Origin of the sequence: Streptomyces sp. NPDC005303, from assembly GCF_040607335.1 — a bacterium.
GTDB lineage: Bacteria > Actinomycetota > Actinomycetes > Streptomycetales > Streptomycetaceae > Streptomyces.
In genome coordinates, this window is sequence record NZ_JBEXGM010000026.1 from 14,925 (window position 1) to 28,535 (window position 13,611).

The following is a 13,611-nucleotide window of genomic DNA, read 5'->3' on the forward strand; positions in this document are numbered from 1 at the left end:
CCCACCGGCCCCACTAGTCCCACCGGAGCGCGGCGACGATCCCGTCCGCGTCCGGTGGTACGTGGACCGCAGCCGTCAGGGCAGAGCATCGGGCGTCGTGGATCGGCCCCGGGACGGTTGCGCAACCTCTAAACTGTCGGCGTGGACGCAGCGGAGACAGTGGAGACGGCCGACGTGACCGGGTGGGAAGTCGCCGTCCTCGACGGCGGACCCGCCCACGGGATGCGGGTCAAGGTCGCCGACCGGCCCCGGGTCGTGCAGGTGTCGTACCCCTGCCGGGCGGAGGGCGCGCCGTCCGGGGTGCGGGTGGAGGGCGTCTACGTCTACCGCCTCGATCACGGCGTGACGGACGAACCCCTGCGGTACGGCTTCGACATCGCCTGCCCCTGAGACGGTCAGCCGTCGGATCGCGCACTGGTGCGGTGGCGCTCGTGGCGCGTCCTCGCCGCCAGCAGGCCTACGGCGTACAGGGCCAGGACAAGCGCGAGCAGTCCGTAGTACACGCCGGGCAGTGCGGTCAGGCCCAGAGCCGGCCCCAGCGGGGACGCGGGCAGGAGCAGACCGGTCGCGGCCAGTGCGGCGGCGGACCAGGTCACCGGGCCCGGCCGCAGACGGCCCCTGCCAGATGCACCGAGCGAACCGAGTGAGCCGAGCGAACCGACTGACAGCAGCACCATCACCACGGCCTGTGTCAACAGGTTCTCCGTGAACCAGCCCGAGTGGAACAGCGCCTCGTCGTCGCCCGGGCCGCGCAGGGCGAAGGCCAGGGCACCGAAGGTCGCCAGGTCGGCCACGGCGTTCAGGGCGCCGAATCCGACGATGAACCGGAGCAGCTCCCGAGGGTTCAGCACGCTCGGGCGGCGCAGCGCGGACAGGGCGGGACGGTCGTAGGCGAAGGCCAGTTGGGCCGCGTCGAAGCACAGGTTCTGGACGAGGACCTGGGCCGGGAGCATCGGCAGGAAGGGCAGCAGGAGGCCCGCGGAGAGCATCGCGATCACGTTGCCGAGGTTGGAGGAGAGCGTGATGCGCAGATACGTGGCGATGTTGCCGCCCGCGTGACGGCCGGCGACGACCGCGTGGCCGATCGCGGTGAGGTCCTTCCCGGCGAGCACGAGGTCGGCGTTCTGCCTGGTCACCCCTGCCGCGTCGCGTGGGGCGATGCCTATGTCGGCGGTGCGCAGGGCGGGCAGGTCGTTGACGCCGTCGCCGAGGAAGCCGACCGTGTGGCCGCCGGCCTGGAGGGCTCGGGTGATCCGGGTCTTGTGCTCGGGGGTGCAGCGGGCGAAGACGGTCGTACGGCGGGCCAGTTCGGTGAGTTCGGGGTCGGTGAGGGTGTCTAGACGGTCGGCGGTGACGACGCCGGCCACCGGGACGCCCAGTTCACGGCAGGCGCGGACCGCGGTGCCGGGGTGGTCGCCGGTGAGGACCTTGACGGTGACGCCCCGCCCGGCGAGTCCGGCGAGGGCCTCGGCGGCGGTGGGGGCGAGGTCGTCCCTCAGGGTGACCAGGCCACGGAAGGTGAGGCCGCGTTCGTGGGGACGGGTTCCGGCGGGGCGGTCGGCGGTGGCGACCGCGAGGACGCGCAGCCCGTCCGCGGCCTGTGCGTCGGCGAGGTCGCGCAGGCGGGAGCGCTCCTCCTCGGACAGCGAACAGCGTGGCAGTACGGCCTCGGCGGCGCCCTTCGTGATCAGGGTGTGCGTGCCGAGTCTGCCGGGGGTGCGGACGACCACGGTGGCCAGGCGGCGGCCCGGGTCGAAGGGGAGGGCGCTGACACCGTCGTACGACATGAGGGCGTCCTCGTCGGCGGCGGCGAGCAGGGCCTCGTCCAGGGCGTCGGGGGCCGGGAGGTCGGAAAGGTGGAGTGACCACCACGCGGCGGCCGCCGCCCACCGCAGTACCTCGGGGTCGTCATGGCCGTCGGCGTCCAGTGCGCGGTGGACGACCGGGCGGTCCTGGGTGAGGGTGCCGGTCTTGTCCACGCACAGGACGTCCATGGCGCCGATGTCGTGCAGGGCGGGCAGCCGTCGGACGATGACGCCATGAGTACGGGCCAGGAGGGCGGCGCCACGGGCCAGGCAGGTGGTGACGAGGACCGGCAGCATCTCCGGGGTCAGCCCGACCGCCACCGCGACGGCGAAGGGGAGGGTCTCCAGACCGCGGCCGCGCAGGGCGGCGTTGGCCATGAGCACCAGGGGCGGGGTCAGCAGCGCGAACCGGATCAGGATCCAGGAGACGCCTTGGACGGAACGTTCGAAGGTGGTCGTCGGTGGTTTTCCGGTGCGGCGGTGGGCGGCGGCGAAACGGGTGTCGCCGCCGGTCGCGGTGACCACGGCGGTGGCACTGCCGGAGGCGACACTGCTGCCCTGGAAGCAGAGCCGGGGGTCCTGGAAGACACCGCCGTCCCTGTCCCCCGTGCCCCCGTTCCTGTCCCTGTCCCTGTCCCCCGGGTCCTCGGCCACCGACTTCTCCACCGGTGCGGACTCTCCGGTGAGTGCCGCCTGGTGGACGGTGAGCCCGGCCGACCGCAGGAGTCGTACGTCCGCGGGGACCAGGTCTCCCGGGCCGAGCCGTACGACGTCGCCGGGGACGAGTTCCTCGACCGGGATCTCACGGGTGACCGGGGCCGTGTCCTCGTCGACCCGGCGCTGGACCGCGACGGTGGTCGCCACCAGGCGGCGCAGTCCCGCCGTGGAGCGGCCGGCCCGGTGTTCGCCGGAGGCCCGCAGGACGCAACTCACGGCGACCAGCAGAAGGATCACCGAGGTGGTGCCCCAGGCGAAGACGGCGGCCGACACCAGTCCCAGGCAGAGCAGCACCGCGGTGAAGGGGTCGCGCAGGCTCCGTGCGAACAGGCGGGGCCATGAGGGGTCATGGTCATCCGGGACCGAGTTCTCCCCGAACCGCGCCAGCCGCTCCGCCGCCTGCACCTCGGTCAGCCCTCGCGGCCCGCTGTCCAGCCGACGGAGAACTTCGAGAAGGCTCGCGGCGGGGGCCTCCGGCCGGGGTCGGGAAGGGGCACCGGGGTCACCCTCGTCACCGCCCGGGGGAGGGAGAAGCCGCAGGGCCGGAAGGGCGGGTGAGGGGGAGGTGGGCGCACGGGACGCCGGGGCGGGAACGGCTGGGTCCCCCGTCGGCCCGGCCTCAGGAGCAGGCGCAGGCGCAGGCGGTGGAGGTGGAGGTGGAGGTGGAGGTGGAGCAAGAGCAGGCGCGACCGGATCCGCGGTGAAGGGCCCGGACGCCGACCGAACCGGACCAGTGGTCGCATACGGGGGAACCGTCCCGGTCGTGGGCCGTCCTGGAGAAGCAGGGTCGGTGGACGCAGGTGCCGAACCCCGCGGAAGAACAGACGGGGACACCTGCCCGCCCCCGGCGCCGAGCCCGTCCCCGATACCAACCCCGACCACCGACCCAGCGGGCCCAGCAAGCGCCCCGTCCGGAACCGGAACGGTGGACGCCGGTACCGAACCCCCCGGAAGAACAGACACGGACGTCGACCCACCCCCCGCACCCGCTCCGGAGACCGACCCAGCAGGCCCATCAGGCCCATCAGGTCCACCAGCCCCACCAGCCCCACCAGGCTCAACCGCCCCGGCAGCCGCCCCGTCCGGAACCGCGCTCCCCCGCGCCGCCCGATGCGGCCCGGTGAACGTGGTGGGCGGGGCTTCGTCCTCGGCCCGCGCCTCCGACTCCTCAGACACCGGCCTCGCGCAGTCGGTCCGAGGTCCCGGAGGAGGTCTCCCGGGCGGTCAGCTGGCCGACCATGACGCGGACGACGGTCACGATGTCCGGGTCGTCGATGTAGTAGACCTGTCGGCGGCCCTCGCGGCGGGAGCGCACGAGCCCGGCGAGTTTCAGTTTCGCCAGGTGCTGGCTGACCGCGGGCAGCGCGCCGCCGACCCGGTCGGCGAGGTGGGTGACGTCGCTCTCGCCCTGGGACAGCGCCCACATGATGTGCAGCCGGGCGGAGGAGGCGAGGAGTCCGAAGACGGCGGCCGCCTCGGCGAGCACCTCCGCCGACGGGTCCTGGAAACCGCCGACGACCTTCGCCACAGCCCTCTCCCGTCCTCTCGGATCAACTGGCTCGGAGCAACCGGCTCGGAGCAGCTGGCTCGGACCAACCGTCTCGGACCGCATCGGACCAACCGCATCGATCACTTCGAACCGCCGGCCCCAGTCTAGGGGCGGCGCAGTGATCGTCCCGCTTCGTCCGGTACCGGTCCCTCCCCTCGTGGGGACCGGTACCGGAGGAAGCGGGTGACCGTGGGCTGAAATGTGGCCGAGAACGTGCGGCACGCCGGTTGGCATGCGGGGCGCCGGGCTGGTGGCCTGTCATGGCGTCGCCCGGTGGCTGTGTCGTGGGGTCATGATCCTGCCAGCCAGGGGATCCACTGAGGAGGTTCCGGTGCCGGAAGCAGTGCGTTACCGCAGGTCAGCCATATAAAGTGAGTTTTCCGGTCCGGATTCAACCGCGAGGGAAGTAAGGGGTGGAAGACCTTGAGCTCCGACTCAGGAGCACGCACGGCCTTCGCGGAACGTCTCGCACTGTTGTACAGAGAGGCAGGGAATCCGCCCCTCAAGCGGGTGTCCGAGGGAGTCGGCCGGCTCCAGCGTGTGGACGAGCGTGGGCGGCCCGTCCGGGTGTCCGCGCAGCGGATCAGTGACTGGCGGCGGGCCCGGAACGTGCCCGCTCAGTTCACCGCCCTCGCGGCCGTGCTGCACATCCTGATTCCCGAAGCCCGGCGGATCAGTCCCACCCCCGTCTCGGCCGGTCTGTACGACCTCGTGCAGTGGCAGCGGCTGTGGGAGCGCGCGCTGGCGCCGGACGAGGACGAAGGCCCCCAGCCCGAGCCCCCCGCCGGGGTCTGCCCGTACCGCGGTCTGGCCTCCTACCGGCAGGAGGACGCCCGCTGGTTCTTCGGCCGGGAACGCAGCACGAAGGCCCTCGTCGAGCTGCTCCGCTCGGCCGCCGGGACCGGCACCGGCGGTCTGGTGATGCTCGTGGGCGCCTCGGGCGCGGGCAAGTCCTCCCTCCTCAACGCGGGTCTGGTGACGGCCTTGGAGGACGGCGCGCTCGACGCTGCCGGCGAGAAGAACGAGAACGGCGCGAACGGCGACCGTACGGTCGTCCAGCTCGTGCCGGGCGCCGACCCGCTCACGGAACTGACCGCCCGAATACCCGAGCTGAAACCGCTCGTCTCCGGCAGCGACACCGACACCGACACCAGCGGACCGGACATCGACCATCCTCCGGAATTCGCGCACGCCGTCCGGGAAGCGGTCGCCTCGTGGGCTCAGCGCGAGGCCGCCACCGCCCGGCCGGTAGTGATCGTCGACCAGTTCGAGGAGGCGTTCACGCTCTGCTCGGACGAGACGGCCAGGCGTACGTTCGTCCAACTGCTGCACGCGGCCTGCACGCCCGCGGGACCGGACGTGCCCGCGCCCGCCCTCGTCCTGCTCGGCATCCGCGCCGATTTCTACGAGCGCTGCCTCGACCACCCCGAACTGGCCGACGCGCTCCAGCACCGGCACATGGTGCTCGGGCCGCTCACCGGCGGGGAACTGCGTGAGGCCGTGACCGGTCCGGCCCGGGCCGTGGGCCTGGAGCTGGAACCGGGGCTGGCGGAGCTGATCGTGCGCGAGGTGAGCGCCGACGGCCCGCGCGGGGCCCACGACGCGGGCGTACTGCCGTTGCTCTCGCACGCCCTGCTGGCGACCTGGCAGCGCCGCAAGGCGGGCCGGCTGACCGTGGCCGGCTACCGCGCGGCCGGCGGTATCCAGGGCGCGGTCGCGGCGACCGCCGAGCGGGCCTGGTCCGCTCTGGATCCCGCGGCGCGTACGGCGGCCCGGCTGCTGCTGCTCCGCCTGGTGCGGCTGGGCGAGGACACCCCGGCCACCCGCCGGCGCGGTACTCGGCGCCAGCTGGCCGCGGAGTCGACCGACCCCGGCAAGACCGAGGAGTCGCTGGAGGCTCTGGTGCGCGCCCGGCTGGTGACGCTGGACGCGGACACCGTGGAGATCACCCACGAGGCGCTGCTGACGGCGTGGCCGCGGCTGCGCGAGTGGATCGACGAGGACCGCAGCGACCATCTGCTGCGCCAGCGCATCGAGGAGGACGGCCGCTCCTGGGAGGGCTCGAACCGCGACTCCTCACTGCTGTACCGGGGATCACGGCTCGAACAGGCGCGCACCTGGGCGAAGTCGGCCGGGGACACCTATCTGACCCGCAGCGCGGTGGAGTTCCTGGCCGCCTCGGTCCGGCTGCGCCGGCGTACGGTCCTGATCGCCCGGGGCGCGGTGTCGGCACTGGTGGTCCTCGCGATGGTGGCCGTGGGTTCCGCGGTGGTCGCCTGGCAGCAGCGCAACGACGCCGTGTTCGAGCAGGTCGTCGCGGAGGCGGACCGCGTCCAGTACACGGATCCGTCGCTGTCCGCCCGGATCGACCTGGTCGCCCACCGTCTCAGGCCCGACGACGAGGGCACCAACAGCCGTCTGATCTCCATCGTCAACGCGCCGCTGGCCACCGCGCTCACCGGTCACACCGGCGCCGTCTACCTCACCTCGTTCAGCCCGGACGGAAAGCTCCTCGCCACCGCCGGCTACGACCGGACCGTCCGGCTGTGGGACGTCAGCGACCGCAGTCACCCCAAGGCGCTGGGCGAACCCCTCGCCGGTGGCACGAGCTGGGTGAGCAGCGCGGTCTTCAGCCCGGACGGCAGGACGCTGGCCAGTGCCGGGGACGACGGGAAGATCCGGCGCTGGGACCTCACCGACCCCCGTGGGCCGAGGCCCCTCGGCGCCCCTCTGACCGGCCATCTCGGCACGATCTACCTGATCGCGTTCAGCCCGGACGGCCGGACCCTGGCCTCCGCCGGCGAGGACAGGACCGTACGGCTGTGGGACCTGCGCGGCACGAGGCCGCCCACCACGCTGTCCGGTGCCGGTGCCGCCGTGCGGTCCGTGGCGTGGAGCCCCGACGGGCGCACCGTGGCCGCCGGTGGCGACGACAACACGGTCCGGCTGTGGGACACCACGGATCCGCGGCGGCCCCGGGCGTACGACCGGGTGCTGAAAGGGCACACGGGTCTGGTGCACTCGGTCGCCTTCAGCCCGGACGGGACCGAGCTGGCCAGCGGCAGCGCGGACGACACCGTCCGGCTGTGGGACGTGCGCGACCCGGCCGACCCGGGCCCGGTCGGCTCGCCGCTCACCGGGCACACCGGTCCCATCTGGTCCGTGGCCTTCAGCCCCGACGGGGGCATGCTCGCCGCCGCCAGCGCGGACAGCACGGCGAGTCTGTGGAACGTGAGCGACCCGGCGTACCCCTCGCAGGTCGGCGAGCCGCTGGCCGGGAGCAGCGGTGAGATGTACGCGCTGGGCTTCAGCCCCGACGGCCGTACGCTCGCGACCGGCAGCGGCGACAGCAAGGTGCGCCTGTGGTCGATCCCGGCGGGAGACCTGGTGGGCAGCAGCGGGGCGTTCCGGCGGGACGGCGAGGTGCTCGCCACGGCAGGGCGGGACGGGCGGATCCGACTGTGGAACGTGACGGACCCGCTCCGGCCCGTGGCCCTGGGCAAGCCGTTCACGCCCGTGGTGCGCGACCCGTTCTCCCAGGTGCTGTTCTCCCCCGACGGCCGCACCCTCGCGGTGCTCACCACCGGCCGGGTCCAGCTGTGGAACGTCACCGACCCGGCCCACCCCGTCCCCTACCGTCCGGCGCTCGTGCTGCGCTCCCGGTTCATGGGGCCGGACGCCCTGGCGTTCAGCCCTGACGGACACACCCTGGCCACCGCCTACGACAGCCGCAGTTTCCAGCTGTGGGACGTCACCGACCCGGCTCACCCGGTGTCCCACGGCCCGATCGCCGGCCATCGGGGGTACATCGACAGCCTTTCCTTCAGCCCGGACGGCCGGACCCTGGCCAGTGGCAGCGCGGACGGCACGATCCGGCTGTGGCAGGTGACGGACCCGGCCCGTCCGGCCCTGCTCCGCAAGCCGCTCACCGGGCACACCGGTCCCGTCAACGTGCTCGTGTTCAGCCCGGACGGGCACACCCTGGTCAGCGGGGGCGACGACGACGCGGTCCGGCTGTGGGACGTGACCGACCCCGCGCATGCCGAGCAGACGGGCGCGGCGCTCACCGGGCACACCGAGGCGGTCGTGTCGCTGACGTACAGCCGTGACGGCTCCACGCTGGCCAGCGGCGGCAACGACAACTCGGTCCGGCTCTGGGACGTGGCCGACCCGTCCGCGGCCGGACCCATCGGGCGGTCGATGAGCCCCAGCGCCAAGACCGGCAGCTTCCTCTCCTTCAGCCCGGACAGCCGCATGCTCGGCGTCTCCAGCGGCGGGGACACCATCCGGCTGTGGGACCTGGACGTCGACGACGCGATCAGCCGCATCTGCGCCACGACGTCGAACGTTCTGACCCGCCGGGTCTGGGAGGAGTACCTGCCGCGGCTCTCGTACGATCCTCCGTGCGACTGAAGCGCATGACGTGATCCCGCTCACAACTCCTCCCCGCAGCGGAGCAGTCCGCTCCCGCTGTTCCTACGGCCTTGTTAGTCTTGGCCACAGCCCGACCGCTGGTGCATCCCCCGTCGCCAGCGGTCGGGTCTTTTGATGCCCGCCCGTTTCCTGCCGGGGACTGGGAATGGCGCTGGGAGTGGCGCCGGGTGTACCAGGAGGACGGCCGGGCGGAGGAGGTGCGCCCGTACATCCCCCGACGCTCCAGGTGCTCTTTCGTCAGGCCCGCCCCGTCGCGCACGATACGGGGCCGTACGTGCAGGTCCGTAGGCCGACGACCCGCTCACCCTGGGCGCCGCCGTGAGCTGCTGCTCGCCTTTCGGCGGGGGGATGGCTCTGCCCGCCTCCGAGGCCGGCGGCCTCGGGCTCGGCCATCGGCTATCGGCTCGGCTTTTCGACTATCGACTATCGGCTATCGGCTATCGGTCGAAGTCGAGGTCCAGCATCCGGATCGCGTTCCCCCGCAGCAGCTTGTAGGTCACGTCCTCGGACAGCCCGGCCACGTGCTCCTCGGCGACCTTCTTGGTGTGCGGCCAGGTCGAGTCGACGTGGGGATAGTCGGTCTCGAAGGTCGCGTTGTCCACGCCGACGGTCTCGATGGCCTCGATGCCGTGCCGGTCGCGGAAGAAGCAGCAGAAGATCTGCCGGTAGTAGTACGTCGACGGCGGCTCCGGGATCAGGTCCCTGACCCCACCCCAGGCCCGGTGCTCCTGCCAGACGTCGTCGGCGCGTTCCAGGGCGTACGGGATCCAGCCCATCTGGCCCTCGCTGTACGCCAGTTTGAGCCGCGGGAACTTCACCAGGACCCCGGAGAACAGGAAGTCCATCATCGACGCCATGGCGTTGTTGAAGGACAGGGACGCCTGCACGGCGGGCGGGGCGTCGGGGGACGCGGCCGGCATCTGCGAGCTGCTGCCGATGTGCATGTTGACGACCGTCCCGGTCTCCTCGCACGCGGCGAAGAACGGGTCCCAGTAGCCGGAGTGGATCGACGGCAGCCCCAGATAGGTCGGGATCTCGCTGAAGGTGACGGCCCTGACGCCCCGTTCGGCGTTGCGGCGGATCTCCGCGACGGCGAGTTCGACGTCCCACAGCGGGATCAGGCACAGCGGGATCAGCCGTCCCCCGCTGTCCCCGCACCACTCCTCGACCATCCAGTCGTTGTAGGCGCGCACACAGGCGAGCCCGACCTCCTTGTCCTTGGCCTCGGCGAAGGTCTGCCCGCAGAAGCGGGGGAAGGTGGGAAAGCACAGGGAGGCCTCGACATGGTTCATCTCCATGTCCTCGATACGGGCCTTGGGATCCCAGCAGCCCCGCCGCATCTGCTCGCGGGTGATTCCGTCGAGGGTCATCTCGTCCCGCGAGAAGCCGACGGCCGCGATGATCCGCTTGTACGGGAAGAGGTCTCCCTCGTACTCCCACCAGTCGGTGAGCTGGCCTTCCGGATCGGTGGTGAACCGGTACTTCCCGCCGACGTACGCGAGGTCCCCGATGCCGGCGGTGAGCGGCTTCGGCCCCTTGTCCCGGTACTTCGCCGGAAGCCAGGTCTCGAAGAGGTGCGCGGGCTCGATCACGTGATCGTCCACGCTGATGACCTTGGGGATGTCCCTGATGCCCGGTCCCGCTCCGGTTCCGCTCTCGGTGGTGACGGCCATTGCCTGCCCCCTAGCCGGTATCTGATGGATCGTCAGATTGCAGGCTAGGGGGAGGGAGGTGAGACGGCAAGAGAGGGAACTCTTCGGCGAGGTCGGTGCGGTTTCAGCAGAATGTCAGTGGGCCAACACGCCGGGCGGGAGACGGCGAACGCCTGGGGCGGTGCCGTACCGCGATGATATTTTCTCGCTTACTGATCGTTGACGTGAGTGATACGGGGAGTGGGTCATGTCGGGCGGGACGGACATTGACGATCCGGCGGCGTTGAACCGCGCGGGCAGCGGTGCCGGCGAGATGGCGGGCCGGACGCGGACCACCGGGATGCACCCGGTCGACGAGACCCGGTCGGCGTCCCGGGACTTCGGCAGCGGCCACTGGGACGGCGGACTGGGCGGGGCACTGAGCGGTCTGGCGGAGACGTGGTCGAGTCAGGTCTCGGCGCTGGCTGCGAAATGCGACGGGCTGTCCCGGCAGTGCGGCGGCTCGGGCCTGCTGTACCAGAACACCGAATCGGCGAACACGCAGACCATGCGCTCACTGTCCGGTGGCCAGTCGCCCTTCGGATGACCGTCCTGCCCACCCGGCCCCAATCACGACCGCGCTCACACCACCACAGCCTGCCGGACCACGGGGGACCCACCGCAGCCATGCCGACGTACGAGCAGCTCTACCACCTCAACCTCAGCAACCTCAAAGCCGCTGCCGACCGCTGGGAGGAGACGGCCACCAAGTTCCAGCAGCTGCACACCGGATTCGGTGACGAGGTGGCCCGGCCGTTCAAGCAGGCAGGCTGGCGGCAGCCGGTACTGACGGCGGCCAAGGCGGACAGCGATGTACGCGCCGCCCACCAGGAGTTCTCCGACGCCCACGAGGAGGCACGGGGCATCGCAGGTGTCCTCGGTACTCTGCACACCGCGCTGCAGAAGGCCAAGAACGACCTCCACCACCTCGCCGACGTCGAGGCCGAGAAGCAGGACCTGCACGTCAGCGCGACCGGGGTCGTCACCCCGCGCAACGACCTCTCCCACGGCGCCGCGCGCCACGACCCCGACGGCCAGGCCCTGATCCGCGAGCAGCAGCAGGCCTGCAACGCCCTGGTCAGTCGCATCGAAGCCGTCCTGCAACAGGCCGCCGACGCCGACGAGAGCGCCTGCTGGGCGCTGCGCCGCGATCTGGGCGGCCGTTCGGACGACTTCAACTCCAAGGTCGTCACATCTCTCGACTCCGCCGACGCCACCCACGCCGCCGAACTGATGAAGAAGGGCGACAAGCTCACCGACACCGAACTGACCGAGCTGAACCACCTGATGAAGTCCAACCGTGGCGACGCGGAGTTCTCCACCGACTTCTACAAGCAGCTCGGCCAGAAGGGAAGCCTCCAGCTCTACGGCCAGCTCGCCCTCCAGACCTCCGACGCGAGCGACGAACGCAAGGCGCTGCTACGGGACATGCAGCGCAACATGGGCAACACGCTGGCCACCGCGACCGACCCGGACAAGAAGCCGCACCTGTCCGAGCAGTGGACCGCGGAGTTCCGCAAGCTCGGCACACAGCACGTCAAGCTCTACCCCGACAGCATGAACGAGGGCCCCTACGGCTACCAGCTCCTCGGCGGCATCCTCCGCTACGGCGACTACGACTCGAGCTTCCTCACCCCCATCGCCGAACACGTCACCCAACTCCACGCCAAGGACCCGTACTTCTTCGCGAACACCAAGGCCGACTTCGGCGACCCGATGTACGGCTTCAACCCCTCGGGCAAGAACGGCGCCGGCTACGACCCGATGAACAGCGTCCTGGAGGCACTGGGGCACAGCCCGCAGGCCGCCGTCGACTACTTCACGCCACCCATGGAGGCGTACGCGGAGAACGGCACCCACAAGGGCGAGCTGTCCGAGATCGACGGGGCCGGCAGTTACCTGGACTACCTCACGAGCAAGGACTACGACTCCTTCCCCGACATCACCGGCCACGACCCCGACGCCGCCACGAAGTCCATGAACGACTTCCCCGACGCCTTGGGCCACGCCCTCGAAACCGCGGTCTCTGGCCAGCTGTACGACAATCAGGGCGAGCCCGTAGCGGGCCACTCGGCGGAACAGGCCACGCTCATGCACCAGGTGGTCGACAAGTTCGGCAGCGACCCGTCCCTGATCAGCGAGAAGGACAATGGTCCACTGACCGCGATGTCCGACAGCTTGGGGAACATGACGGCCGAGTACATGTACGACGTTCAGAGCGCGATGGCGGGAGACAGCGAGGCATTCCCACCATTCGGTGAAGGCTCGCAGCTCACTGACCTCAACGACGGCACTCTGGCCGACTTTGTCGCCGCTGTTTCCAAGGATCCCGACGCGTATGGCGCTATCAGCAACGCGCAGCAGGCTGTCACTACCCAAGTTGTCACCGGGGCCCTGGAGGACCGGACAGGGAATGACGTACCGACAGACAAGATCAAAGACCTGGTAGCTCCAGGCGCCATCATCAGCGGCATCATGGAAGAGTCGCGCTCGCAGGCCGTGTACGACGAAAAGATCGCCTCCGACGCCGATTTCAACGAGAATCTGGCCACCGGCGACAAGTGGGTGGGCCGACTCGTGGGGATGGGCACGAGCAAGATTCCTGTCGCCGGCGATGCTGTCGGCTGGGTGGTGGAGGATATCCGAGGGGCCGTGGTCGAGCACTACACCCGCGACTCCAGCGATGAGGCCAGTGACGAGGCAAGGCATCAGTTGGAGGCCGGGCGCGAGACGGGCGCCCAGGCGATCAAGGCAGCGACCCAGACGGCCGGTCGGGAGGCAGGACTCTCGGAGGACCAGATCAGCGATCTCGGAAGCGCCGTGTACCACCAGGCGAATGTGGACTACGGCGATGGCCGGTCGCGAGCAAGAGGACTCTGATCGCCGCGCGCGCCGCAACTCGTATGGTGACGCCCCTCATCGTCAAGAGATCCGAGGTTCATAGCAATGGTCATCTCTCGTACAGTCGCCGATGCTCGGCGCTCCAGTCGCCGAACACGCTGGACCGCTGTTGCCGTAGGGTGCGCTGTTCTGGCGGGAGGAGTCGCGTGGTGGGCTATCCAAGATGGGGGGGATCCAGCGATTTCCGTACCGTCAAAGGTGTGTGATGGTTCCCTCGCAGGGGATCTGGTGTCCCCCCTTCTCGGGGATCACGGCAACGCATACAGCGAGGAGGTGCGGGGCTTTGAGAAGAATGGCACCACGGGCTTCTGCTCTGTCCGAGGAGGGGGCCTCGCCTTGCAGATCTCCTACCACCGTTGGTCCGGGGACTCTTACAAGGACGAGACCGTCGAAAAACTGATCTCGACCGACGGGCGCCAGGCATTGAAGGCGGGTACGGCGAAGGGATACACGAGCGACAGTGCTGGCGCCCTCTTCGTGCCCTGTCCCACAAACGATGACCCTGGCTCGAAAG

7 protein-coding genes are annotated in these 13,611 nt (G+C 70.6%); 4 read left to right on the top strand and 3 right to left on the bottom strand.

The features are described 5' to 3' along the window. Nucleotides 1-159: 159 nt before the first annotated feature. Nucleotides 160-390, top strand: coding sequence for a hypothetical protein (locus ABZT93_RS29410; RefSeq protein ID WP_356110572.1), 231 nt, complete (start codon nt 160-162; stop codon nt 388-390). A 5-nt stretch (nt 391-395) separates the two neighbouring features. On the opposite strand, the gene mgtA is transcribed toward ABZT93_RS29410, so the two are convergent. Further along, nucleotides 396-3,062 (bottom strand): magnesium-translocating P-type ATPase, encoded by a 2,667-nt coding sequence (mgtA, locus tag ABZT93_RS29415; RefSeq protein ID WP_356110573.1) that lies wholly within the window; start codon nt 3,060-3,062, stop codon nt 396-398. 628 nt (nt 3,063-3,690) lie between these two features. Continuing rightward, a complete protein-coding gene (locus ABZT93_RS29420; protein ID WP_356110426.1) occupies nt 3,691-4,050 on the bottom strand; it encodes a metalloregulator ArsR/SmtB family transcription factor in 360 nt (119 codons plus the stop codon). 444 nt (nt 4,051-4,494) lie between these two features. On the opposite strand from ABZT93_RS29420, the gene ABZT93_RS29425 reads away from it, so the two are divergent. Continuing rightward, entirely contained in the window at nt 4,495-8,484 is a 3,990-nt protein-coding gene (locus ABZT93_RS29425; protein ID WP_356110428.1) for an AAA family ATPase, read from the top strand. A 458-nt stretch (nt 8,485-8,942) separates the two neighbouring features. Here ABZT93_RS29425 and ABZT93_RS29430 read toward each other — a convergent pair whose 3' ends face one another. Continuing rightward, a complete protein-coding gene (locus ABZT93_RS29430) occupies nt 8,943-10,178 on the bottom strand; it encodes an amidohydrolase family protein (protein ID WP_356110430.1) in 1,236 nt (411 codons plus the stop codon). 226 nt (nt 10,179-10,404) lie between these two features. On the opposite strand from ABZT93_RS29430, the gene ABZT93_RS29435 reads away from it, so the two are divergent. After that, the gene (locus tag ABZT93_RS29435; protein WP_356110432.1) at nt 10,405-10,743 is read left to right on the top strand and encodes a hypothetical protein; all 339 of its coding nucleotides are present in this window, start codon (nt 10,405-10,407) and stop codon (nt 10,741-10,743) included. Nucleotides 10,744-10,823: 80 nt separating this feature from the next. Then, nucleotides 10,824-13,076 carry a DUF6571 family protein gene (locus ABZT93_RS29440; protein ID WP_356110434.1) on the top strand — a complete coding sequence of 751 codons (2,253 nt, stop codon included), beginning with the start codon at nt 10,824-10,826 and terminating at the stop codon, nt 13,074-13,076. The last annotated feature ends 535 nt before the right edge of the window (nt 13,077-13,611 follow it).

Coding starts and splice junctions, on each gene's coding strand:
- ABZT93_RS29435 (WP_356110432.1), top strand. CDS start 10,405: ATGTCGGGCGGGACGGACATTGACGATCCGGCGGCGTTGAACCGCGCG.
- ABZT93_RS29440 (WP_356110434.1), top strand. CDS start 10,824: ATGCCGACGTACGAGCAGCTCTACCACCTCAACCTCAGCAACCTCAAA.
- ABZT93_RS29430 (WP_356110430.1), bottom strand. CDS start 10,178: ATGGCCGTCACCACCGAGAGCGGAACCGGAGCGGGACCGGGCATCAGG.